Annotated in this window: 18 protein-coding genes and 6 pseudogenes; 9 read left to right on the top strand and 15 right to left on the bottom strand. The window is 43.4% G+C overall.

The window, feature by feature from the left end; genetic code table 11:
- Nucleotides 1-6 precede the first annotated feature (6 nt).
- The 8 genes from lplT to gpt form a co-directional block, all read right to left on the bottom strand.
- Nucleotides 7-1,203 carry a lysophospholipid transporter LplT gene (lplT, locus tag AAC854_RS12830; RefSeq protein ID WP_340617438.1) on the bottom strand — a complete coding sequence of 399 codons (1,197 nt, stop codon included), beginning with the start codon at nucleotides 1,201-1,203 and terminating at the stop codon, nucleotides 7-9.
- A gap of 20 nt (nucleotides 1,204-1,223) precedes the next feature.
- Complete coding sequence (gene aas, locus AAC854_RS12825) at nucleotides 1,224-3,371, bottom strand: bifunctional acyl-ACP--phospholipid O-acyltransferase/long-chain-fatty-acid--ACP ligase (RefSeq protein WP_340617437.1); 2,148 nt, start codon at nucleotides 3,369-3,371, stop codon at nucleotides 1,224-1,226.
- Nucleotides 3,372-3,509: 138 nt separating this feature from the next.
- Nucleotides 3,510-4,031, bottom strand: a complete 522-nt coding sequence (aroL, locus tag AAC854_RS12820; protein ID WP_340617436.1) for a shikimate kinase AroL — start codon at nucleotides 4,029-4,031, stop codon at nucleotides 3,510-3,512.
- Between the two features lie 163 nt (nucleotides 4,032-4,194).
- The gene (gene proA / locus AAC854_RS12815; protein WP_340617435.1) at nucleotides 4,195-5,448 is read right to left on the bottom strand and encodes a glutamate-5-semialdehyde dehydrogenase; all 1,254 of its coding nucleotides are present in this window, start codon (nucleotides 5,446-5,448) and stop codon (nucleotides 4,195-4,197) included.
- A 49-nt stretch (nucleotides 5,449-5,497) separates the two neighbouring features.
- Nucleotides 5,498-6,601 (bottom strand): glutamate 5-kinase, encoded by a 1,104-nt coding sequence (gene proB / locus AAC854_RS12810; protein WP_340617443.1) that lies wholly within the window; start codon nucleotides 6,599-6,601, stop codon nucleotides 5,498-5,500.
- Nucleotides 6,602-6,829: 228 nt separating this feature from the next.
- The gene (gene crl / locus AAC854_RS12805; protein WP_340617434.1) at nucleotides 6,830-7,231 is read right to left on the bottom strand and encodes a sigma factor-binding protein Crl; all 402 of its coding nucleotides are present in this window, start codon (nucleotides 7,229-7,231) and stop codon (nucleotides 6,830-6,832) included.
- 71 nt (nucleotides 7,232-7,302) lie between these two features.
- Nucleotides 7,303-8,541, bottom strand: a complete 1,239-nt coding sequence (gene frsA, locus AAC854_RS12800) for an esterase FrsA (protein WP_340617433.1) — start codon at nucleotides 8,539-8,541, stop codon at nucleotides 7,303-7,305.
- Nucleotides 8,542-8,556: 15 nt separating this feature from the next.
- Nucleotides 8,557-9,018, bottom strand: coding sequence for a xanthine phosphoribosyltransferase (gpt, locus tag AAC854_RS12795; RefSeq protein WP_340617432.1), 462 nt, complete (start codon nucleotides 9,016-9,018; stop codon nucleotides 8,557-8,559).
- 276 nt (nucleotides 9,019-9,294) lie between these two features.
- Here gpt and pepD point away from each other — a divergent pair, with 276 nt between their 5' ends.
- On the top strand, nucleotides 9,295-10,755 hold the full coding sequence (gene pepD, locus AAC854_RS12790; RefSeq protein WP_340617431.1) for a beta-Ala-His dipeptidase: 1,461 nt from the start codon (nucleotides 9,295-9,297) through the stop codon (nucleotides 10,753-10,755).
- A gap of 116 nt (nucleotides 10,756-10,871) precedes the next feature.
- Here pepD and AAC854_RS12785 read toward each other — a convergent pair.
- Nucleotides 10,872-11,486: pseudogene (locus AAC854_RS12785) on the bottom strand (DinB/UmuC family translesion DNA polymerase); the annotation flags it as partial.
- Between the two features lie 102 nt (nucleotides 11,487-11,588).
- On the opposite strand from AAC854_RS12785, the pseudogene AAC854_RS12780 reads away from it, so the two are divergent.
- Nucleotides 11,589-12,471 (top strand): annotated as a pseudogene (locus tag AAC854_RS12780) (IS982 family transposase).
- Between the two features lie 582 nt (nucleotides 12,472-13,053).
- Here the strand turns inward: AAC854_RS12780 and AAC854_RS12775 are convergent.
- Nucleotides 13,054-13,776: pseudogene (locus tag AAC854_RS12775) on the bottom strand (primase-like DNA-binding domain-containing protein); the annotation flags it as partial.
- A 78-nt stretch (nucleotides 13,777-13,854) separates the two neighbouring features.
- Here AAC854_RS12775 and AAC854_RS12770 point away from each other — a divergent pair.
- The 3 genes from AAC854_RS12770 (at nucleotide 13,855) to AAC854_RS12760 (ending at nucleotide 16,149) form a co-directional block, all read left to right on the top strand.
- Entirely contained in the window at nucleotides 13,855-14,169 is a 315-nt protein-coding gene (locus AAC854_RS12770) for a hypothetical protein (RefSeq protein WP_340617430.1), read from the top strand.
- Nucleotides 14,170-14,174: 5 nt separating this feature from the next.
- Nucleotides 14,175-14,489 (top strand): hypothetical protein, encoded by a 315-nt coding sequence (locus AAC854_RS12765; protein WP_340617429.1) that lies wholly within the window; start codon nucleotides 14,175-14,177, stop codon nucleotides 14,487-14,489.
- Between the two features lie 547 nt (nucleotides 14,490-15,036).
- Nucleotides 15,037-16,149 (top strand): PfkB family carbohydrate kinase, encoded by a 1,113-nt coding sequence (locus AAC854_RS12760; protein ID WP_340617442.1) that lies wholly within the window; start codon nucleotides 15,037-15,039, stop codon nucleotides 16,147-16,149.
- Nucleotides 16,150-16,294: 145 nt separating this feature from the next.
- Here the strand turns inward: AAC854_RS12760 and AAC854_RS12755 are convergent, their stop codons facing one another.
- The 3 genes and pseudogenes from AAC854_RS12755 to AAC854_RS12745 form a co-directional block, all read right to left on the bottom strand.
- Nucleotides 16,295-17,032, bottom strand: coding sequence for a class I SAM-dependent DNA methyltransferase (locus AAC854_RS12755; protein WP_340617428.1), 738 nt, complete (start codon nucleotides 17,030-17,032; stop codon nucleotides 16,295-16,297).
- Nucleotides 17,033-17,652: 620 nt separating this feature from the next.
- Nucleotides 17,653-18,384, bottom strand: a pseudogene (locus AAC854_RS12750) (IS110 family RNA-guided transposase); the annotation flags it as partial.
- Nucleotides 18,385-18,614: 230 nt separating this feature from the next.
- Complete coding sequence (locus tag AAC854_RS12745) at nucleotides 18,615-19,406, bottom strand: hypothetical protein (protein WP_340617427.1); 792 nt, start codon at nucleotides 19,404-19,406, stop codon at nucleotides 18,615-18,617.
- A gap of 39 nt (nucleotides 19,407-19,445) precedes the next feature.
- Between AAC854_RS12745 and AAC854_RS12740 the strand changes: the two genes are divergently transcribed.
- The 4 genes and pseudogenes from AAC854_RS12740 to AAC854_RS12725 form a co-directional block, all read left to right on the top strand.
- Nucleotides 19,446-19,661 carry a hypothetical protein gene (locus AAC854_RS12740; protein ID WP_340617426.1) on the top strand — a complete coding sequence of 72 codons (216 nt, stop codon included), beginning with the start codon at nucleotides 19,446-19,448 and terminating at the stop codon, nucleotides 19,659-19,661.
- A 250-nt stretch (nucleotides 19,662-19,911) separates the two neighbouring features.
- Nucleotides 19,912-20,304, top strand: a complete 393-nt coding sequence (locus tag AAC854_RS12735; protein ID WP_340617425.1) for a TIGR03757 family integrating conjugative element protein — start codon at nucleotides 19,912-19,914, stop codon at nucleotides 20,302-20,304.
- Nucleotides 20,301-20,510 (top strand): annotated as a pseudogene (locus tag AAC854_RS12730) (TIGR03756 family integrating conjugative element protein); the annotation flags it as partial. The gene AAC854_RS12735 and the pseudogene AAC854_RS12730, both read left to right, overlap by 4 nt.
- Nucleotides 20,501-21,610 (top strand): annotated as a pseudogene (locus tag AAC854_RS12725) (conjugal transfer protein TraG N-terminal domain-containing protein); the annotation flags it as partial. The pseudogenes AAC854_RS12730 and AAC854_RS12725, both read left to right, overlap by 10 nt.
- Nucleotides 21,611-21,718: 108 nt before the next feature.
- On the opposite strand, the gene AAC854_RS12720 reads toward AAC854_RS12725, so the two are convergent.
- Together AAC854_RS12720 and AAC854_RS12715 are read right to left on the bottom strand one after the other, a co-directional pair.
- Nucleotides 21,719-22,243 carry an IS630 family transposase gene (locus tag AAC854_RS12720; protein WP_340617424.1) on the bottom strand — a complete coding sequence of 175 codons (525 nt, stop codon included), beginning with the start codon at nucleotides 22,241-22,243 and terminating at the stop codon, nucleotides 21,719-21,721.
- Nucleotides 22,244-22,280: 37 nt separating this feature from the next.
- A complete protein-coding gene (locus AAC854_RS12715; protein WP_340617423.1) occupies nucleotides 22,281-22,721 on the bottom strand; it encodes a helix-turn-helix domain-containing protein in 441 nt (146 codons plus the stop codon).
- Nucleotides 22,722-23,198 lie beyond the last annotated feature (477 nt).

Genomic DNA, 23,198 nt, shown 5'->3' with positions numbered 1-23,198 from the left:
AAGAAATTAATTTTTCCGAAACAGATCCCAAATCCATAATCCCCCTATTGCCAGGGAGAGTAAGATCCCAAAACCAATGCCAACCGCAACGGCCGAAGCACCAAAGCTAACGGAAATCAAATATAACCCCAGCATAACCAACATGGCACTGTTTTCACCAAGGTTTTGTACAGCAACGGCTTTACCTGCTCCCATCGAATTTTTTCCATGTTCTTGCAACAATGCATTTAATGGAACAACAAATAATCCACCAAATATGCCAAGGGCTATCAAAATCAGGTAGGAAAACCCTATTGATTGCTGAGTGACAAAAAGAATAACCATAATGCCAATCAGGATGCCTGCTGGCATACAACGGCGCACAGTTTTCAATGTAATAAACCGTGCCGCCAGACCAGCACCAACAATGATACCAACAGCGACTACAGCATTCATCAATGTGGGTGTGGTATTTCCCTCTATTCCCAGAACAACGGGAACCCAGGCAACCAACAGGAATCGCAGTGTGACACCCGCCCCCCAAAATAAACTGGTGCCAACCAATGAAAACCTCGTGTCCTGATTACGCCAAAGTGAAGCACAAACCGAGATAAAATCCACCAGCATTTTTTTGGGATTCCAGCCTTTTCCTTGTCGGGCGGCATCCAAACGGGGAATATAGAAATTCGCCACAACTGCGGCAGCATACAACGATGCACAAAGCCCTAACGCCCATATCAGGCCAACGTCAGAAAGGAATCCGCCGGCAACTGAGCCAATCAAAATAGCAGCAATGGTCGATGCTTCCATCATCCCATTGGCTTTTACCAAACGCCCGCCATTCGTCAATTCTCCCAAGATCCCATACTTAGCAGGAGAATAAGCAGCGGCACCAATTCCCACTAAGGTATATCCCAGAAACGGATTCATATCGATGCAAATACTGATGGCTCCAAGCAATTTAATGCTATTGGAAAAGAGCATGACGCGCCCTTTTGAAAACCGATCAGCAATTTGCCCCACAAAAGGGGCTAGTACAATATAGGTCAGTACGAAGACAATTTGCAGGGCAGGCAGGCTCCATTCTGGGTAAGCCTCAGCCTTTAATTGAGCCAGAATGGCAAAGAATAGCGCGTTGTCAGCAAAAGCAGAGAGAAATTGCGATAACAATACTGCTTTCATACCCCGATTCAACAGTGGTTGTGTTTCCACAGTCCCATTCATTTCCTTACTCCCATGTTTCCTTACTCCTGTTCGGCCATTTCTCTTAATGTGACAAAATCTGGCTTGCCGCTACCAAGCAAAGGGAGTTGCTTGATATAACGAATGTCTCGTGGAACCGCCAACTCAGGCATTCCCATTTCACGGGCTATTCCCAGCATTGCATTTCTATTCAAATTAGTATCTGTTGTGAACAGGACCAGTGCTTCACCTTTATTTTGATCGCTCTTGGCTGTTGCTGCATGTAGTGCATCAATAGAAACTCTTGATGCGATTTGCTCTACCGCCTCAAGAGAAACCATTTCTCCTGCCAATTTAGCAAAGCGCTTCACACGCCCTTTAATCGTACAGAAACCTTCTTCGTCAATCGAAACGATATCTCCAGTGTCATACCAACCGATTTGGTTATTCCCTACGGCATCTTCTGCGGATGGTGGCTCCAAACGCTCAGGTGCTTCGACACGCAAATAACCTTTCATGATATTCGGCCCACGTAACTGTAAGCGTCCTCCGTCTTCGATGCCCTGTACGGGCAGTAAACGCGACTCCATTCCCGGTAAAATCCGACCGACGCTTCCCATTTTTGCTGCCATTGGGACGTTGATTGCAACAACAGGTGCACACTCTGTCACACCATAACCTTCCAAAATACGAATACCGAATTTATCCTGCCAAACACGTTTAGTATTTTCTGACAGTTTTTCTGCGCCAGCTACCACATAGCGCAACCGGACAAAATCATAAGTATGTGCGAAGCGGGCGTAATTACCCAAAAAAGTCGAAGTTCCGAACAATACGGTGCAGTTGCGATCATAAATCAACTCAGGCACAACACGGTAATGCAGTGGACTCGGATAAAGGAATACCCGGCTGCCTGTCATTAACGGAGTAAGTAAACCAACTGTCAGGCCAAAAGCATGGAACAGTGGTAAGCAGGACATAAAACGGTCTTGTGGGGTAAAATCAGCAATTGTTTTTATCTGCTCAACGTTAGCCAGCAAGCTGGTGTGGCTATGAACAACCCCTTTTGGCGCCCCTTCTGAACCTGACGTAAACAGGATCAAAGCATCATCTTCCGGCTTTTGCGAAGTCATGATGGCTTTGGAAGGGAAAATCAGATGCCACAGTATCCATAGTTTATCATCCCGAGTGATGCTGTCTTTTAAATCCTCAAGATATACCCAATTCGCTGCTGTCACCTGTTCTGGCAAGTGGGTCAATTGCCCTTTTTCCAGAAATTGACGAGAGGTTACGATGGTTTTGATCGTTGCTGCCTGCATGGCATTTTTAATGCTGCTACTTCCTGCCGTATAGTTCAACAGAGCAGGTATCCGCCCTTTCAACGAAGCACCATAAACGGCAGCCGCCATCACAGTTGCATTCGGCAGCAGCAAACCAACCCGTTCACCTTCTTTTGTAAAACGTTCTAAAATCCGGCTGACACCTAATATTTTTTTCAATAATGAGTGATAGCTGTCTTCCCTGAGATTCACATCCTCAATACAAGGTTTAAAACGACCAAAGCGTTTTTGTGCAGCCAGGTAAGCACTAAACAACGTTTCTTTTGGACGTGTCTGCATTCTCACATCCATCATGATGGCATGAAGATGTTCTCCAGCTAAACGGCGGCGTGCTGTAGAGTCAGGCGCATCCGGCATCGGCAGATCAACGGCAGGTAAAATTTTAATGGTGATTTTCGGGAACCAGTGCAATTTCATTATTCCTTTCAATCGCCCAAAAATGGTTTGTTCCGCGCCATCAATACGAATAGGAACTACCTTTGCACCTGATTTAGCTGCAATAAACGCGGCTCCATCATAGATTTTCATAAGGGAGCCGGTCACGGTGATCCTTCCTTCCGGAAAAATCACAATTGGACGCCCTTTCTCCACCTCTTTAACCAATGTCCTGACAGCCATCGGGTTGGTTGGATCCAGAGGTACAACATCCGCATAAGATTTGATGAATTTGAGAAAACCACGGGTCGCAATATTAGAATAGATAGCGAATACTGGTTTTACTGGCAAGAACAACCCAATTAAAAGACCATCCAGAAATGAAACGTGATTGGGTGTAATAATACATTTTGGATGTTTAAACTGCTTATCATCGCCTTCTACTGTGACACGAAAAAACACACGAATAAGTAACCGTATAAAATTTAAGAGCATATCCATATCTCAATATAATTAAATAAAATTAAAGTGAGCAAGTAGAATGATACTATAATTTGTATAAGCAATCTGATATATAGAATTTACCTGCCATATGAGAAATAAACCTAAAAGACCTCGATATATCAGATAATTTTATTTTTCCCGGTTCAAAATGTAAGATTTAATACTAAAGACGATATCTTCTGTTGTAAGGTTCGCATCAACAATGAAGTCTGCACACTCATGATATAGTGGCTCCCTTTCAACCAATACCGCTTCTATTTCTTCTGTGATGGATTTTCCTGTCAGGCTGGGACGCTGTGAGTTTTCTGGATTGAGGGATAACCGTCCTGCTAACACGTCTGCGGACGTCTGCAAATAAATCACAGTGCCATTCTGCTGCATATAAAGGCGATTTTCTAGTGCCAGAACCATTCCCCCACCCGTGGAAATGACATGTTCACGTTGACTCACCGTTTGCAGTATCTGGCCTTCCAGTTTTCTGAAATATTCCCAACCATTTTGTTCAACAAGATCAGCAATACTCATTTGAATGGAGCTCTGGACACTTTCATCAGTGTCAACAAATTTATACGACAATGCTTCAGCTAGCAACTTACCTATTGTCGTCTTCCCTGCACCTCGTGCACCTACGATGAATAGAGTTTGTTTCATTTTGCTGTTTTCCTGAAGGATATGTGAAATTAAGTCTAAACATGGAGTATAGTAACTAAATATTTACACTAGTGTAAAAAGTATTTTTTATTGAACAAAAAGTCACACTTAATCCTAAGTGTGACTACATAATCCAATGAGTTTTAACTAAAACAGAACGCTATTAGCGGCGAGGCAAGTAATCACCATAACCAATCCATTTATATGTTGTCAGTGCATCAAGCCCCATTGGGCCTCTGGAGTGTAATTTTTGCGTACTGACAGCCACTTCAGCTCCTAAACCAAATTGACCACCATCAGTAAAACGGGTACTTGCATTTACATATACAGCGGCTGAATCTACCCGATGTACAAAATAGTCAGCCTGTTGCAAAGATTCAGTTAGGATCGCATCAGAATGAGCCGTACCATAAGTGCGGATATGGTCAATCGCTTGATCAATATTGCTGACAATCTCCACATTCATATCCAGTGACAGCCATTCATCACAATAATCTTCCTCTACCACTTCGACAACTGTTGCAGGGCCGTTTTTCAGCAATATCATTGCGGACTCACTGGCGTGTAATGTCACTCCCTGCTCTTCCATTTTTGCACTTAAGATTGGCAGGAAATCAGCCGCAATTTTCTCATGCACCAACAAGGTTTCCAATGAATTACAGGCGCTTGGACGTTGCACTTTTGCATTAGTGATAACTTCCAATGCTTTTTCGATATTGATGTTTTCATCTACAAACGTGTGACAAACACCAATTCCCCCGGTAATCACCGGAATGGTCGATTGTTCACGACACAGTTTATGCAATCCAGCGCCACCGCGAGGGATCAACATATCAACGTAACGATCCATTTTCAGCAATTCAGCCACCAACTCACGATCCGTTTTACTGATAGCCTGAACCGCAGCCGCAGGTAACCCGCTTTGTTCCAGTGCCTGCTGAATAACTTTAACCATAGCCTGATTGGTATGGTGAGTTTCTTTACCGCCGCGCAATATTACCGCATTGCCGGTTTTCAGACACAATGATGCGACATCAATAGTGACATTCGGACGGGCTTCATAAATTACGCCAATAACTCCCAAAGGAACACGACGACGGCTCAATTGCAATCCATTATCCAATAATTGCCCATCCATCACTTGCCCGACAGGATCGGCCAAACGACAGACCTGACGCACATCATTAGCTATAGCATTTAAGCGCTCAGACGTCAGCAATAACCTATCGAGCAATGCGTCATTCATACCCTGTTCACGGGCTTGGTTCATGTCTTGCTGGTTGGCAGCAAGAATAACCTCACTTTCAGTCTCCAATAAATCAGCAATGTGATTCAATGCCTGATTTTTCTGGCTGGTACTTAACTGAGCCAATTGCCATGATGCTGCTTTGGCTGCTTTTCCCATCTGCTCTAGCATGGTGGAATCCTTTACTCACGATCAATTAAGATCTATCAATTATGATCAATTAACTTACGATCAAATCGTCACGGTGAACCGCAACAGCGCCATATTCATATCCCAGTATCTGGCTGATTTGCTGTGAATGATGACCTGCAATCAAACGTAAGGCGTCACTGTTGTAGCGGCAAACACCATGAGCCAAATCCTTGCCGGATAAGCTAAGAATGCGAATGACTTCACCACGGGAAAAATCACCTTTAACGTTTTTGATCCCTTTTGGTAACAATGAGCTGCCTTTTTCAAGGATGGCGGCTTCTGCGCCATGATCGACAATGATTTCTCCGGCAGGAGGTGCGCCAAAGATCCAGCGTTTACGATTTTCCAGCGGACTGGCTTGACCATGAAAACGTGTACCCACTGGTTTTCCTTGAATGACATCGGCAATAACATCTGGTTTATTGCCGGCCGCGATAATGACATCGATTCCTGCACGCCCGGCAACACCAGCAGCCTGAAGTTTTGTCGCCATTCCCCCTGTGCCCAAACCTGAAACACTGTCTCCGGCCATCATTTTCAATTCATCGCTGATGTCATGTACTTCAGAGATCAATTCTGCATCAGGATTGTTACGAGGATCAGCAGTATAAAGTCCTTCGATATCTGTCAGGAGCAATAATTTATCCGCACTGCCCAAAATAGCCGCCAACGCAGAAAGGTTATCATTGTCACCCACTTTAATCTCCGCTGTCGCAACGGCATCATTTTCATTAATAATGGGAACAATGTGGTTATCAAGCAATGCCTGAAGTGTATCTCTTGCATTCAAGAAGCGTTCACGATCTTCCAAGTCCGCACGGGTTAACAACATTTGCCCGACATGGATACCATAAATCGAGAAAAGCTGTTCCCATAATTGAATCAAGCGACTTTGCCCGACTGCTGCCAGCAACTGTTTTGACGCGATTGTAGCGGGCAGGTCAGGATATCCTAAATGCTCACGTCCGGCGGCAATCGCACCAGAAGTCACAATAATAATACGGTGGCCTTTTTCATGTTGTTGAGCACATTGGCGAACCAGTTCCACAATGTGAGCACGATTCAAACGACGAGAGCCACCAGTCAATACACTCGTCCCCAGTTTCACAACCAATGTTTGGCTGCCATTCATCATATTTCTGCCATTACAGTTATTTGAAAAAATAATTTGAAAAAGCAATATGCTTAAGAAAAGCACGCGCTTAAAAAGCCAATCTGTTTAAAAAATCGATATGTTTAAAAAACCTGTCGGTTCAAGAAAACAGTCCGCTTAAGAAAACAATATTTAGTTTTAACAGGAGAGAAGCGTTATGCCAACTGGCATAACGCAAAATTTAAAAAAAGCAGGCTTAAAACAGAGTCATGCTATCACTTGCGTCTGAAGAATGATCGTATTATCGGATGGGGTTAACGTAAGATTGAGCGTTTCAAAAGAATCAGCCAGACGTTTATGAAACGTCTGCAAGGTCGCCTCAAGATGCTCCAAATCAGCTTTTTTCTTGATACTCATGGCACGCCATTCACCATTTTTATCAAATAAGCCTATCTGATAGTTATAAATAAAACCTTGCTCCTGTGCCTCTAATTCCAACCACCATCCCCAGAATTCGCGTATTTCTGGCGCCGCTTTTGCACTGACACAAACTGCCAGACAGTCAAAGAAAAAATAACCGTTTTGGCATTTTAATTCACGTACATACGGCCCTAATGCAGAAAAACTCTTTAACAACTTATTTTTAGAATAACTTGCGGGCAAAGTCATACAAAGGTCTCCTTATATACAGGACACCTTTGTATCAAATGATTAAAAAATATCAAGTGATAAATTTTGTTTTATACAACTTTATCTTTCAACCATACACTTATTTCGTGTAACGCCTTATTGAAACCACTATAAACTGATGTAGCAGGAATAGCCCGTAATGAGCCATCCATTGATGACATGGCAATCAATTTTGAGTCTTTTCTTGGGCTGAAAATATCGTCTTCCCAATATACTGAAAACATTGGAACAGTGCAGCGCCTTCCCAACAATCCTTGATTTTTCAAGGAATAACAACGCAGCTCTGAACGTAGTCTCTCTTCATCAACGTGGTAAATACCCAATCGGCTAGCCAGCACATCAAGATACATTGACGGAATTTTCTGCTGCAATTTCTTATCTTGCAGTAATTCATGAACAATCGGGCCTACCACCGCAACCCCTTTAATAAGTTTTGGTTCCAGATAAGCAAGGCGAACAGCAATATTTGCACCAAAACGAAAACCAAATACACCAATACAGGTATGATCAATCCACGGTATGGTATTCAGTTGTTGCAGGATTTGTTGATGAAGCGTGCAGGTATCCTGTGTCAATGTAAATTTGGCTGAATAACCAACAGAAGGCATATCCACCGTCAACATGGCAAAACCGAGAGGCGCAAAATGCTCGCGGAATAACCGCCAACAATCGCTCTGTACATTATCAAGGCTGGTACAGACTAAGATCGTTGGGCAAGGCCCCTGAACATGGGAAGGAAGATGCAACAGTCCAGTGACATTTTTGCCTTCCTCCAAATGAAATTCCAGTTTTCTCAACTCATAATCAGAAAAGCGCGCAGCATTTTCATAGGCTTTATTAGCCAACACACTGGCTTGGTCGGCCAATTCATCACCACGCAAATGCGGATAAGCAGCAATACTGTAGAGCGTTGCAGCCTTTAACCAACATGTCCCTGCTTTCTCGGCCTCTTCAGCATGCAATGCTTCCTGTTGCCAGTGCATCGCCTGCTGCGACCACTCAAATGCCCAATTTCCTTTACGATAGCCGATCACAGTATCCAATAAATGGTCAGTACTGCGCTCGGCATCTGTTACGGCAATCCGGCTTAGAACATCTTGAATTTCAAGCGGACTGATTCCCCTCCAGATCCAGGCAAGCCAATTAATCATTCGATACCAACGCTCTTCGCCAAGCGTGCTATCACTGGCATTTATAGACTGTGGGCAAGTGTATTTTACCAGTGTAGAGGTTTCTGGATGCTTAAGCCGGGGCTTAAACAGCGACTCTGAAAGGTTTTGTTTAGTCATGACAAAAGAAAAATCTTACCGCTTATCACAAATAGGTGGAACGAACATGACTCCCATATCCCATGGCTGCTCAATCCATGTGTTTTGGGGAATATCAACAACATAATCATCCACAAGAGGACGACCAGCAGGTTTTGCGAAAATCGTTACAAAATGGGCTTTCGGATACATCGCACGAATGGCCTTTGCAGTGCTTCCGCTATCAACCAAATCATCAACAATGATAAAACCTTCACCGTCTCCTTCCGCTTTTTTCAATACATGCAACTCGCGCTGATTATCGTGATCATAGCTGGAAATACAGACAGTATCGACATGGCGGATTCCCAATTCACGTGCCAATAATGCTCCCGGTACAAGACCACCGCGGCTGACAGCAATAATACCTTTCCACTGTTCGACGGGAAGTAAACGTTGTGCCAATTGACGGGCATGTATTTGCAACATATCCCACGTTACAACATATTTTTTACTCATAAAATTTGATCCTGGAAACTAAAGAATATTTCAGAAAAGCGTTTTTTGCGGAAAAAAGGTTGCGCGGGATTATAGTGATTTGAACAGACAAAAACCAGTAAAAACAAGGTAAGGCCTCATTCTGACTGCGCATTGCAAATAATAAAATGGTATCCTCAAGCATGGCATGGGCATTGGGATAACGCAAGATGACAAAAGCGCCCTGATGTATCAAACATTACCATTTTCTCACCAAGATATATTTTCTCACCAAAGTGTAGTTACAGGAGATTCGCCGTGTCCGAATTATCAACCTTATCACCTCAGCCACTATGGGATATTTTTGCCCAAATTTGTTCCATTCCCCACCCGTCCTATCATGAAGAAGCGCTGGCATCCCATATTATTGAATGGGCAGAAGGCAAAGATTTTCATGTCGAGCGGGATGAAGTCGGTAATATTTTGATCAGAAAATCTGCTTCAAAAGGTATGGAAAATCGCAAGGCCGTCGTACTTCAGGCGCACCTTGATATGGTTCCACAGAAAAACAATGATACCCAACACGATTTCACAAAAGATCCCATCCGTCCTTATATTGATGGGGATTGGGTGACAGCCGATGGTACAACTCTGGGCTCTGATAATGGTATCGGTATGGCTTCCGCTCTGGCAGTGTTAGCGGATGAATCAGTCAAACACGGCCCATTGGAAGTTCTATTGACCATGACTGAAGAAGCAGGCATGGACGGTGCATTTGGCCTGAAATCCGGCTGGTTACAGGCTGATATTCTTATCAATACCGATTCAGAAGAAGAAGGCGAAATTTACATGGGCTGTGCCGGGGGTATTGATTTTGTCACAACCTTGCCATTGTCCCGTGAAGCTCTGCCAACTGGCTACAAGACTCTGGAACTCACTATTAAGGGATTGAAAGGGGGTCACTCTGGTGGTGATATCCATCTGGGGCTGGGCAACGCCAACAAATTATTGGCTCGCTTTCTGGCGGCACATGCAGATGAATTAGACTTGAAATTGATCCACCTGCAAGGGGGAACCCTGCGCAATGCCATTCCTCGTGAAGGTTCCAGTGTCATTGCAGTTCCTGCCGATAAACTTGAAAAACTGCACCAACTGAAAGATAGCTATCTGGAAATACTGAAAAACGAATATGCGGTTGTTGAAGCTAACCTTACCCTCTTACTGAATGAAATCGAAACATCATCGCAGGCGTTTACGGAAGATTGCCAGACTCGTTTCCTCTCCATCCTCAACACCATGCCTAACGGTGTTATCCGTATGAGTGATGTCGCCGAAGGTGTCGTAGAAACTTCTCTGAACGTCGGCGTTGTGACAATGGATGAAGAAAAAGTCGAAATTATTTGCCTGATTCGTTCGCTGATCGAAACTGGCAAATCTTATGTTGTTGAGATGCTGCATTCTCTGGCAAAACTGTCTGGTGCGAAAACAGTAGCCAGTGGCAGTTATCCGGGTTGGCAGCCTGATGCCAATTCCCCAGTGATGCATTTAGTTCGTGAAACTTACCAGCAACTTTTCGACAAGACGCCAAATATCATGGTGATCCACGCTGGTCTGGAATGTGGTCTGTTCAAAAAGCCATATCCTGACATGGACATGGTTTCCATCGGCCCAACCATTCGTGGTGCTCATTCTCCTGATGAAAAAGTTCACATTAAGAGCGTCGGTCAATATTGGCAGTTACTCACCGCGATTCTGAAGTCTATTCCGGTTAAAGAGTAATAAGCGCAATAAAAAGTAACCAAAAACTATATTGTCTCTCCCCTGTGATTTGCCGTAGGGGAGATTCAGTTTCCAGATTCCGTTTGCCTATTGACTGCACCTTTACCACTTCAACTTTACCACTCTAATAAAAGCTGACGTTCCAATTGTGGATTTTGCAGGGTGACATGCAACCCAACTAACCTGACCCCTCTCCCTGCTCTACGTGTTTCCCAGGCTTGCTTTGCAACCTGCATCAAATCAGATTTATCCAATAGAGGATGAGTATGCTCCTGTGTCGTCAATTGAAAATCATCAAATTTTAATTTGATCCCCTGACGGGCAATGCGCAGATTCGGTTTTACCTTTTCTAACCGTTTTTCCAACTCAGGATAAAGTTGTTCAATCAGCTCCACACACTCGTGCCATTCATGGATATCCTGCGCCAACGTTTTTTCCACCCCGACAGATTTACGCAAACGCTCTGGTGTAATTTGCCGCTCGTCAATACCGTGGCAGCGTTCCCAGAGTGATAAACCAAATTTGCCCAAACTTTTTATTAACGCCAGTTTATCGTAGTGTTGAACATCAGCGCAGGTTTCCAAACCCATGTCTGACAGGCGCTTGGCTGTAACTTTTCCGACGCCGGAAATTTTGCGTAATGGCAACGACTTAACAAAAATTTCTACCTGTTCAGGAGAAATAACATATTGACCATTCGGTTTATTGATATCAGACGCTATCTTGGCTAACCTGAACTTCGCTTAAGAAAGGAAAGAAAAAAAAGGAACTAAGCGCCTGAGGCACGATCAAAGTTTTTGCTTAGAAAACAAAATTGTGGGGATCCTCAGGCTATGACTACTTTAGAAGAACTTTTCTGTTGCGTCGATGATTTTTGCCAAAAATTTATTCCCCTTTGGGAACAACAGCTCATTGAGAATAATCAGCTCAAGCGTCATCGTGCCACTTCCCTGTCTCTCAGTGAGATAATGACGATCCTCATTTTATTTCACATGAGCCATTATCGTCACTTTAAAGCGTTTTATACTGAGCATGTGCAGCAATATCTCAACGCAGATTTCCCTGGTCTGGTCAGCTACAATCGAATAATTACATTGAAGAAAAGAGCCCTTATTCCGTTATGCGTTTTCCTTTCTTCACGTAAACAAAAATCACACGGCATTGCCTTTATCGATTCCACTAAAATCGCGGTTTGCCATAATCTGCGTATTGCTCGCCATCAAGTTTGCGGGTGTCGCCCAGCGAGGAAAAACCCGTACAGGCTGGTTCTATGGCTTTAAACTCCATCTGATTATTGATGACTGTGGTGAGATTTTATCCGTTAAATTAACACCGGGAAATGTTGACGATCGTCAGCCGGTAAAGGAATGAGTACAAGGTTTAACCGGGCATCTCTATGGTGACAAAGGCTATTTATCGCAAGTGTTATGCGATGAACTGAAGGAGGCAGGCATTACGCTGATCACGAATGTTCGCCGTAATATGAAAGCCAAATTTTTATCGCTTTGGGACAAGGCCATGTTAAGAAAACGGTTTTTGATAGAAACGGTGAATGACCAATTGAAAAATATTTCTCAGATAGAGCACTCAAGGCACCGAAGCGTAGTCGGCTTTTTACTGGAAATAGTATCAGGACTGATTGCTTATACATTCCAGCCGAAAAAGCCGAGCTTAGGTTTACGTGACCATGAAATTGCGATGCTTAAACAAAGTTGAGGTTATCTATTAATTTTTCAGGAAATTATTTTTTGAGTCAGTCAGAAGTTTTTACTGATTTACATGGCGGTAGTATAAATCCCTCATCAAACACTGGTTATGGAGAACCAAGTTTTTATTCATCGCGGTTTAGGCTAACAGAGATAAGAAAACAACATCTGTAATACTCCACATTATTGTATGGGTTATTCTGACGCGCTACGCTTGTCTTCTCCGGTTTACCAGACTAAAAATTACCCCGGTAAACCGGAGAGCTAAAAACACCTGCCAGAGAAAACTTTTTTGTTTACCCCCTCCCTATTAGAGAATTAGTAATAAAACTGTTCACCCTGTTCATCTTTGAATATTTTCATTTAAATTCATATCGTTAAAGGATGGTGACTTGGAGTCAAACTCATCACCACTCTCCATTCAACCGTTCACCTCAAATCTGAAAAAGGTGAACAGTGATGAAGACTTGTGAACAGTTTAAAAATAACTATTCACCCTATAATATATTGATATACCTGGTTTAAATTATAGAGTGAACAGTAGTGAACACTTTTTTATATTTCTTTGAAAAATATTTGTGATTAGATAAAGTTATTCTTCTAGCAGGCTATCTCTTGTTAGTTTCGGTAGCCACTCGATAGCGGTTTCAATATTCAGGTTCAGATTGCTGCGAATGCCCTGTTTGCTTTTCTTGCGCAGGTATTGCTGACCGTACTCTGCCAGTGCGCCCGACATGTCCATCCCGAAGCGGGTTACGGAAACGGGTTTGTTCAGGTTATTGCCTTTCATATAAGCAAGGTAGGCGTGATAGAGGTACTTACGGGGATTAAACGGCATAATTTCCGCATTACCGATTAACAGGCCGTCTGCTTCATCGAATGCAATCAGATAGCCACAAAAATCTACTAGTGAATCTGTGCAACGCTTGATATCCAGAGCTTCTTCTGACTTCTGTTGTTCTGCCAGTAAATGCCTTGCTGTTTGTGGATCAGCGAATCGATGTAGCAGATGCCGGATAATCACAGGCAATTCTGCTGCTATTTTTTCTCGTAACAAAGTATCTCGTTCATGCTCCGGCACGACTTCGGAAAAGTTGAAGATCACCCGACGCCGCGACACGCCACCACTGCGATCACTGAAACTCATGGCGTTATTGTTCACCGCCAATACCACCGCTGGAATACGGGTTGAATAAGGTTGTTTGTGCTTCGGATCGATGGCAACTTCATCCCCGCCTGTAATGGCTTTGATACCGGAACCATCGCCCACATAACGGGTCTGGTCTGGCAGGACAATCAACGAATATCGGGTGATATGGTGACGGTACAGCAAAATCCTGACGGAGTCAGGCTCACGGGTACTGATGAGACCGGGCAGCAGGTCGAGCTGACCTTGACGGTTCACACCTGGTTTGAGCGCTCCGGCCTGACGAAAGATTTTTATTCAAATGCGAAACAACTTTGCAAATCACTCGGTAGCCGGATTGCCTCCAAATATGCGCTGGAACAGCTCTATGAGGAATGGGGGAACTTTTATCTTTATGATGGCTGGACGCGGGAATTTTATGTGACCTCCACGGATTATCTGGCTGCCAGCTCCGGTTCAGCAGAGCATCAGGCGAAATGGGCGTTTTGGGCAGAAACAGACCGGTGGATGCGAAATAGTTGGGCTACGACGGCATTTGCGTGTGGTAAGCAGCAGTACTGAATAGCGTGTTCCATTATTTTACCTATAAGAGAAATGAGCGGCTGTTTGGGCAGTCAATTGAAACGCCGCTATTTTTTCTTCGTTTTGAATGCCTTTTCTTGGATACGGCATTACATCCAGTGGTGATCCTGATTCAGACACAGGTTCCCCTCCCCAAAAAAATTATTATCACTTCAAGTAGTTATCTCTTTGGGACAACAAGTTTTCTCGAGCAATCCGTCTCCATGCATGACGTTTTTCTCATCCCTGAACTGACAGGTATCGATCGATTGGGTGTTCTTAACGGGTTATTCGCCCTCACTAATGAAAAAGTTAGTTAAATATAAATAAATATTGGTTATTATGATGGAAAGAGATATTTAACTTATATAAATAACATATTAATACTGCTCATGGTAACGCTATAATAAAACAAATTTAACGGTATAATAAAAAATATTATTCAATATAAAAATATTACACCGAAATAAAATCGTGAGGTTATATTCCATATTGGTAAAAGTGTGTTGATTATCACATTTTAATGTAATTGATAATTCCAATTCCATTTGCAAAATAAAATTAAGGCAGAAGAAAAGACAAATGCTAAAAATAATGCAGTTACAATGCAATCAATTGTTTTTTATGGAAATAAATCAGAATAAAATATGGTTACCGCGCTAAGTATTTTAAAATTCCGTTAATTGGTTATTTTTCAGGTAAAAATTTAAGAGTAAAATCACATTTTTAACGATAAATAATATATCATTAAGTTTTCGATCGCTTTCTCACTACCAGCATAATGTATAAAAATACGCTTTACTGTCAGTAATCAATGGAATAAAAACAACTATGTTTAAAAACAATAAAGGGCATAATATGAGAAAAATGGATAATCTGGAGTTTAGAATATTACAACTTCTCAGGAAAAATCCGTTTCTCGCCCAAAAAGAAATCGCTGATATTATTGGCATTAGTCGTTCAAGCGTCGCAGGATATATCCTTAACCTACAAAAAAAAGGGCATATAAAAGGAAAAGGATACATTTTTTCCAGTGGAAATTATGCCGTGACGGTGGGGGCTTCCAACATGGATATTACCAGCTTCGCTTCGACTGAATTATTAAAGAAAGATTCCAACCCAGGGAAAACAAAATATACGCTAGGTGGTGTTGCCCGAAATGTGGCGCATAACATTGCCGCGTTAAAGAATGACAGCTATTTAATTTCTGTTTTTGGTGATGATTCATATGGAAAAAGACTGTTTAGAGAAACCCGGTTAGCCAGTGTTGATCTTAGCCATTCTCATAAACTCAATGATGAAAGAACTTCGATTTATCATTCAATAGTGGATAGTCATGGTGAACCGCACACCTCCGTGAGTGATATGGATATTTTGAAAAAACTCACGCCTGAGTTGCTAAATAAATCTAAAGCGCTCATTGAGCGGGCAGGCATATTGAGTATCGATTGCAATTTGAGAGAGGATGCTCTGGAATGGTTATTTAAAAACTCTGGTAACGTGCCCATATTTGTTAATCCTGTCTCGTCATATAAGGCGGGTATAGTACGTAACTGGCTATCCTATATTCATACTATCAGACCCAACCGGCTGGAAGCAGAAAAAATCAGTGGCATTAAAATTAACTCAATAAAAGAGGCTAAGTGGGTCACATCATGGTTTCATGAACAAGGAGTTCAGCGGGTAGTTTTAAGTATGGGCGCTGACGGTGTTTACTACAGTGAGTTAGATTATATATCGGGTCACTCTCCGGCATTTCCTGTTGATATTGTCAATAACACGGGCTCCGGTGATGCAATGATGGCGGGATTAGTGCATTGCGCGTTAGCCGGTATGGATTTTAAGGAAAGTGTCTATTTCGCCCAACGCTGTGCTGCACTTGTCCTGTCTGCTGAATTAACACATTCACTCACCCTGTCGCCATTTGCTGTTGATAAATTATTGCTATTAGATCCAATAACAATGATGAATAACCCATAAATATCATAAAAATAAAAAATGAGAATGTGAGTATTGTGGCTAGGGCCGGGCTGGACCCGGCATTTTTTTCAATGTCTATTTATATAAATGTTGATATCCGATTGAATCAAATTCAATCGTCATGCGGAAGGAATGGGGAGTGAGCTTAAAACTGGCAAATAAGTCCGGTATGGACACAATTTTGCAGGTAATTATCCCAAAAGCCTTGAGGATAACGCACTAAGTCGCTGTCTAAGACCGTTGGTTTTTGCCAGCGAAAATGATCGAATCCTGCTTTTTTAAGCGCTTTTTCATAACTCTCACGGCTCCAACGATAAAACGTGAAAGGGCTTGGGGGGGTTGACAGAAATTCGGCCTGGTGACGGAAGCCATTTTTCCAGGGCTCTTCGCTCAAAATCTTAAAACCATAATTCTCACAGTTTCCGCTTTCTAACCGATAATCAGGTGATGCCATATAAGCAATTAATTTGCCGGAAGGTTTCAAATGCTCAGCGGCTGCCTGAAACATCGTTTCCAGTTCTTCTGTGGATTCTGCATAGTGGAATAAAAAAGCGGCAATAACGATATCAAATTTTTCCTCTAATTTCATTTCACATACATTTTGTACATGGAACTCAATATTATCACCATACAGTTTTGACTTGATTTTAGCGAGTTCAATCATTTTTTCAGAGATATCGACGCCAACCACTTTTGAAGCTCCGCGGTGGTGCAATTCCCGCCCAAAATAACCATACCCGCAAGCTAGATCCAGAACTGACTTTCCTTGTATCTCACCGACCATGTTGAGTATATCCCGAAGTTCAGACTGTCGCTGGGCTACCGTATTAGAAAACTGTTCGTAATGTTCTCCAATTGAATCATAGCTTGCTTGCTCTTCCATTATTATGGCTCCTGATAAAAAATAGAATAAGGGTACTATTTTATAAAGATAAAATATCATGAAATAATTAGATATAATTATTTTTGTAACGTGATTAATTTTACACGATAAACAATCTGTTTGAATTAAATCAGGAATAATCAGATGTTGCTATATTCAAGAGCAGTGCCCAATTTTAAGCAGAGAACCCCCTGTCTGCGATGAAAACTGAGGATAAAAAATAGGAAGCTCTCCGTTGGAGAACCTATTTTTTCAACCAGAAATCAGCAGATACTTTCTAACTACTCAGTTAAGCCACCGTCAAGGCGCATTTCCCCGAACAGCCTCAAATGGAGTTAGCTGGCGAGAAAATGTAACATCTATATTTTGTGCCACCGTGAACGATTCGGCACACGGGATATGTTTGTCTATAAGTTTTCACTGCGTTATGCTCGGTTTAAACAAACAATTTGAGGCTAATGTAAGCGCTGATGTGGATATCAAACTGAAAAAGCCCATCAAGCGTAAGTTGATCGAACAGGAATGGGATCAAATTCAGCTAGATTTTATTGATGAATTCCCATCTTCCTCCGTGAGGAGCGGGAGTTCATAACATCAACTTTGTTGCAGCTAATACTGCGGGCAGCAAAATCACGACTTTTTGCATACTGTCTGCCATCACCCAACTGGGAAGAAAGTAAGCTGGCCGTGATGAGACCAACGCCAGGGATCGACATGAAACGCTGAGTTGCGTCATCTGTTGTTATTGTTTGTTTTAACTCAGCTGCCAACCCGGCTATTTGTTCCACAAGGTAAAGATAATGGGCATGGAGTCGTATCAACAAGCGGAGCAGATAATCCGGGAGTTCATGCTTTGCCAATACTAAAGATAAGCGCTTCATAACAGCCTCTCCCCTCGGTAAGCTAATCCCGAACTCCAGCAAGAGACTCTGCACCTGGTTAGTTGTTTTGACTTTATCCCTGATCAGTGACCCCCTAACCCGATGTAATGCACGCATTGTCTGTTGCGCTGCCGTTTTGGGTTGAACAAAACGCATTGAAGGACGTGATGCTGCCTCGCATATCGCTCCGGCATCAATAAAATCATTTTTATTGCTTTTAACGAAAGGTCGGACAAATTGAGGAGAAATTAATTTAGCTTCATGTCTTAAATCAACGATCCGTCTTGCCATGAAATGGGCACCAGCACAAGCCTCCATCACAACGGTTGCAGAGGAACACCCGGCTAAAAATTCCATCAGCTTAGTTTGTGTAAACTTTTTATGCAGAAGAGCTTTCCCTGATTTATCCTGACAGTAGATATGAAAAGAATGCCTGCCAAGATCGATACCGATAAGTGCCATGTGATTCATGATGATGGCCTCATGTAAAAGAAATCACCTTGCCAACTTACGCCTACAGGGTGGAGTGGCCATCTTGTATCTTTAATCTGGTAACGATCACTGTCGGACGGTGATCCTGATTTAACCCGAATACTTTTACACTTTATAATGGTATTATCCGGCAGGATTAGTACGTTATTGGCCTGATCTTTCTATAGATACAGGCCAAACCGGAAGATAAATAGTCTTCTGACGCTTTATCACATGATTTTTTCATTTTGAAGATGGCTCATGCTCATAAACACTTCGCATAAACTCACATTTTTAGGCACAATGGCACTGATATCATATTTTGGGGAACGAAAAAGAAAGGGAAAAAGATCCTGGCCATTTTCCAGTTTTCTTGTCTTATCGAGTGATTCAAAGTAGTTGTAGATCTCCGATACCACTTTTTTATTTATTTCACTTTTAATAAAATTATTTCTCTGATAGGGATTTTCATCGTCTCCATAGTACAATTCACGCAAATAAAGAATATCTTTTTCTCCGTCTTCATACATTGAAGAGGTGACTAAGGCCATAATTTCATCCGTGCGGTCTTTCTTAACGCAGGTAAAAAAATCATTAATGCACTGCTGTAACTGAGGTGTGCATTTTCCTTGTGGCTTTGGCCGTTTTATGTCTTCAAAAGTGGACTGTTCTTCCGACATTTTTAACATATCCGTCATGATATTTTTAAATTCTTTCGGGCATTGCGTCTGTTTCACTTCCACATAAACACAGCGGCCAAAATGACTGGAATTGTTTGTGTAATTGTATTTTCTGATAGTCAGAACATATATTCCCGGTGGCGGTTCACACCCTTTTATGTCGGTGGATTCATAGGCGAACTTGAAATAAATACCGTTTTTGTTGTTATAGCCGATCAGTTTTCCCGCTGCCGCAAAATCGGCGACAGTGCATCCAAAATCGCAATAAAAGGGGATCTCGCCATTAATAAGAAGAAACCAGCCTTCTGGAATGGTTATTCCGTTTTGCATTGGATTTATCATGTATTGTCTCCCTTTTCAAAATAGATAATTGTGGTCAGCGTGTATCAGTCGGCGTTGCCGCCTGCCTGCCTTTTTCCGGCAGGGAGTGCCCCTACTGCAACTTCGTCAGGTGTTTTTTCATTGACAGGGGGTCATTTTCCTTATTTTCATGGGACTTCTGCTGTTTTCCTCCCAGTTTCTCCTGACTTACGCCATCCGATAGCCGGGCAACAGGCCAAGCCCGCTATTTATGCGTGTCCTTTTTGTTCATTATGATCGGATGCTAACTGTTTTATCGGCATATTTTTCATTTGATTCATAATCAATTTCGTCTGCCAGTCAATCCGGGCTGTTATTACATGGGTACCCGGAAATGTCATGCAGAGAATATCGGTGTTATCGGCATTAAGGGAACCACTTAACCGACCGGTGTGTTTATTTTCATTTTCGGAAAATCAGTTACGGGCTGACTTTTACTGTGGCTTTCTTCACGCTGGTCTGAGGGGTTGCAACAGAGGTGGAGAGGATGAAAAAACCGTATTTAGTGTGTTTGCTGGGATGGAGTGTGACAGGGAGTGCGGGGACAGTGGTGTATACTGACAGTCAGCACCCGCCGATAAATCTGACGCCGGACAGTCACGTGGTCTGGCTGGATAAGGCTGAACAACAGCAAAAGCAAATCTTCGCCCACCTTCCCACCGATCCCCAGCAAGCCTCGATTCAGGCACAGGCGATGCTGCAATCACCTCAATGGCGCCAGCAGGAACAACAACTGATAAATGCTTACCGTGCTGTGGTACAAGCATGGCAATTAGGCGTGCAAAAGTATCCGGCCGTGGTTTTTGATGATAGGGATGTGGTGTATGGCACCGCGGATGTGGCAAAAGCCCATGCGCTCAGGGAGCAACATCAGCCATGAGTCTTCAACGTGTGACGTTTCCTGCACTCATCACCCTGATAGCGGCATTTACTCCGGTTACACAAGCTTCAATCAACACCGCCCAGATTGTCACCAGCAGTCTTTCGCCATCCTGTATTCAGTGGCGGGTCAGTGGTATCTGTTACTGGCTGCTCTGTGGCTTGCACGGCTGTACCGTGAAAACATCGGTTAAGGTCACCCATTATCCAAGGGGCTGACACAGGCGGCAGTGGCCTCCATTCCCTGCCGGCCGGATCTGCGGCAACTGCGCTTTGAAGTGCAGCACACCCGCATCAGTAACCCGGCTCTGGCGGCGGAGTTGCAGGATTTTACCCACGATTGCTATGCCTTAGCGCTTTATCAGTGGAAACAACGCGATCAGGAGCACACCACCGATCCGATTATCCTGAATGATATCGGCTGGCTGGGCAGCCGCACGTTTTTAGCCGGGGATTACCAGACGTTGCAATCGCGCACCCCCCGGGCGGATTTTCCGTGGCAGGAGAGCCGGGACAACGGGCGGCCTTATACCGGGCCGAACGGTTACCCGACCTGTAAAGCCTGGTGGTCAGCCGCTCAAACCGGCCTGAAAGACCGGGTACTGGCGCAGGCCGATCCGGGGTTGTGGTTGCGCCTGTCAGCAACACTGAAAATCTTGGGGAAAAACACACCGGCTTATCAGGAAGCGGTGATTCGTCGTCTGGTTAGTCCGGTGAACCTGACGGTTTCTCAGGAGGGTTATGTCTATGCAGGCTATGGCGGCAATGCCGACCCTACCTTGTTGGATGGCGCTAACCGCATCGGGACTTCCGCAGGGGCGTTGTTAGGGGGATTACTCAGTATGCCGATGTTCGATGCGGTACGACAGGCACTGCCGATGATGCAGGCGGTAATTTTGATGGCGTTGTATATCTTAATCCCTTTAATTCTGTTGTTTGCCGCGTATGAGTTTAAGACCGTCTTCACGCTGACGTTTGTGATTTTTGCGCTGAATTTCCTGACCTTCTGGTGGGAAACTGCCCGCTGGCTGGACAGTTATTTGCTGGAAGCCCTGTACGGCTCAGACACCCACAGCCTGTTTAATCTGGCGGGTATTCAGAATACCTCGGACGATTTAATCATGGGGCTGGTGATGGGCACACTGTTTATCGTCCTGCCGATGGTCTGGCTGGGCGCATTAGCGTGGGCCGGTGTCCGCATGGGCGATATGGCAGGCATGATGAGCCAGGGCGTAGGGCAGGTCAGGCAATCAACCGGGATGTTCGGGCAGCTGGTGATGCAGAAGATGATGTCAAAAGGAAAGTAGGCAAATTAAGCGTTTAAAATCGAGGGGATAGGCCGCTATCCCTTAAGTTGGGTTTGAATGTAATATTTTCCTTTATTTCATTCTATCAATAATGGTTCTGATAAGTCCTCAAGAGAAATTAATTGCAAATTGGTCACCATAACCAGCTAATAATGTATTGATCTCATATTCCATTGTTTCCTGAGTCCAGGTGATAAAACGTCGCCAGTGGTATTTAGCCTCCCTCCAGACGATTTCAATCAGATTCAGTTCTGGGCTGTAGGCGGGAAGGTAAAGTAAAAACAGGTTGTGCTCTCGTAACCAGCGATTTTTAATTTTTTCATCGATCCCGTGATGGATAGGCGCATTATCTAACACGACAACTGTCAGGCGATGATCGCCTTGTTGGGCAATCTGCGCTAAAAAGTCAATGACATTACTCCGTGTGACACTGCTTGATATTATCTGATAAAACAGCGTGTTATCAGTGTAATTTAGCGCACCTAGCACTGACCGTCTGACAGAACTTTGAGGCTCTGCTTCATGGGGCTGACCTCGTGGACTCCATCCATATTGGACCGGTGGGGAGGCAGAAAAACCCGCCTCATCAAAATAGACCAGACGGTAATGACCTGACCGTGCGCCCGTCTTCATTTTATTCAACAAGGCGGCTTTTTCAGCAAATTCCGCTTCATTGCGTTTTTTTTAAAGACAAGCGAGCTCGCTTATAGGTTAATCCTTGTCTTTTCAGGGTATTAGCCAGCGTCTCCAGCGTACAGGGCAAAGAACCATGCTTATCCTCAACTTTCTGTGCGATTCGGGCTAGCGTCAGAGATTCTGCGCGAGCGGATTCGACCGCGGTGGCAATCATCTCCGGTGTCATGGCGGGATATCGACCACCGACATGGCCCCCTAATAATCCCGCTATCCCTGAATCATGCCAGGCGTGAACCCAGTCATAGATAACTCTGAGACTACATCCTATCTCATCGGCGATCTGACGGGGTTTGAGGCCTCTGGCAAGCATGAGTAACCCCGTTCCTCGCGTACGGATGTCCCGATGTCTGTGATTCAAAGCCAGTTGTTGTAATGTAATACGTTCAGGTTCAGACAGTGTGATATTCGATTTCATAGGAATAGGGGGTAAGTCATCGGATTACCGATTATAGCATCAATGCAGATAGTTTATCTGATCAACTTAATTTAAATAAGTTATGTTGTTACGTTAATGTTTTAATTCATACCCTTCTTTGATTCGGATTTTATATTCACATAAATAATCCAATGCTTATGAACCCCATCACAAAAGCGTCAATGATTGAGTGCCATTTGATTCAAGATGGATTATATTTAACGCGCTATAATGACATTGTTTATATCGATATCCTCTTTGGGGGAGTAGACGATATTTAATATAGAAGCCTCAGGGGTCGTAGCCCTTGAGGCTTTGCTATTTATTACACTGAAAATTAAATGAGTTTAACCCATTTTTAAAGCAACTTGGATTCGCATGATAAGTGCAATTTCTGAAAAAGGCGGTCAGTTGCTATAGTAGGCATCTTTCTCGCCAAAGGAAAATGCACTATGACCTATAAACAACTGACCGAAT

Source organism: Xenorhabdus entomophaga (assembly GCF_037996725.1).
GTDB lineage: Bacteria > Pseudomonadota > Gammaproteobacteria > Enterobacterales > Enterobacteriaceae > Xenorhabdus > Xenorhabdus khoisanae.
The sequence above is the reverse complement of the archived record's forward strand: the minus strand, read 5'-3'. Positions and strand labels throughout refer to the sequence as shown.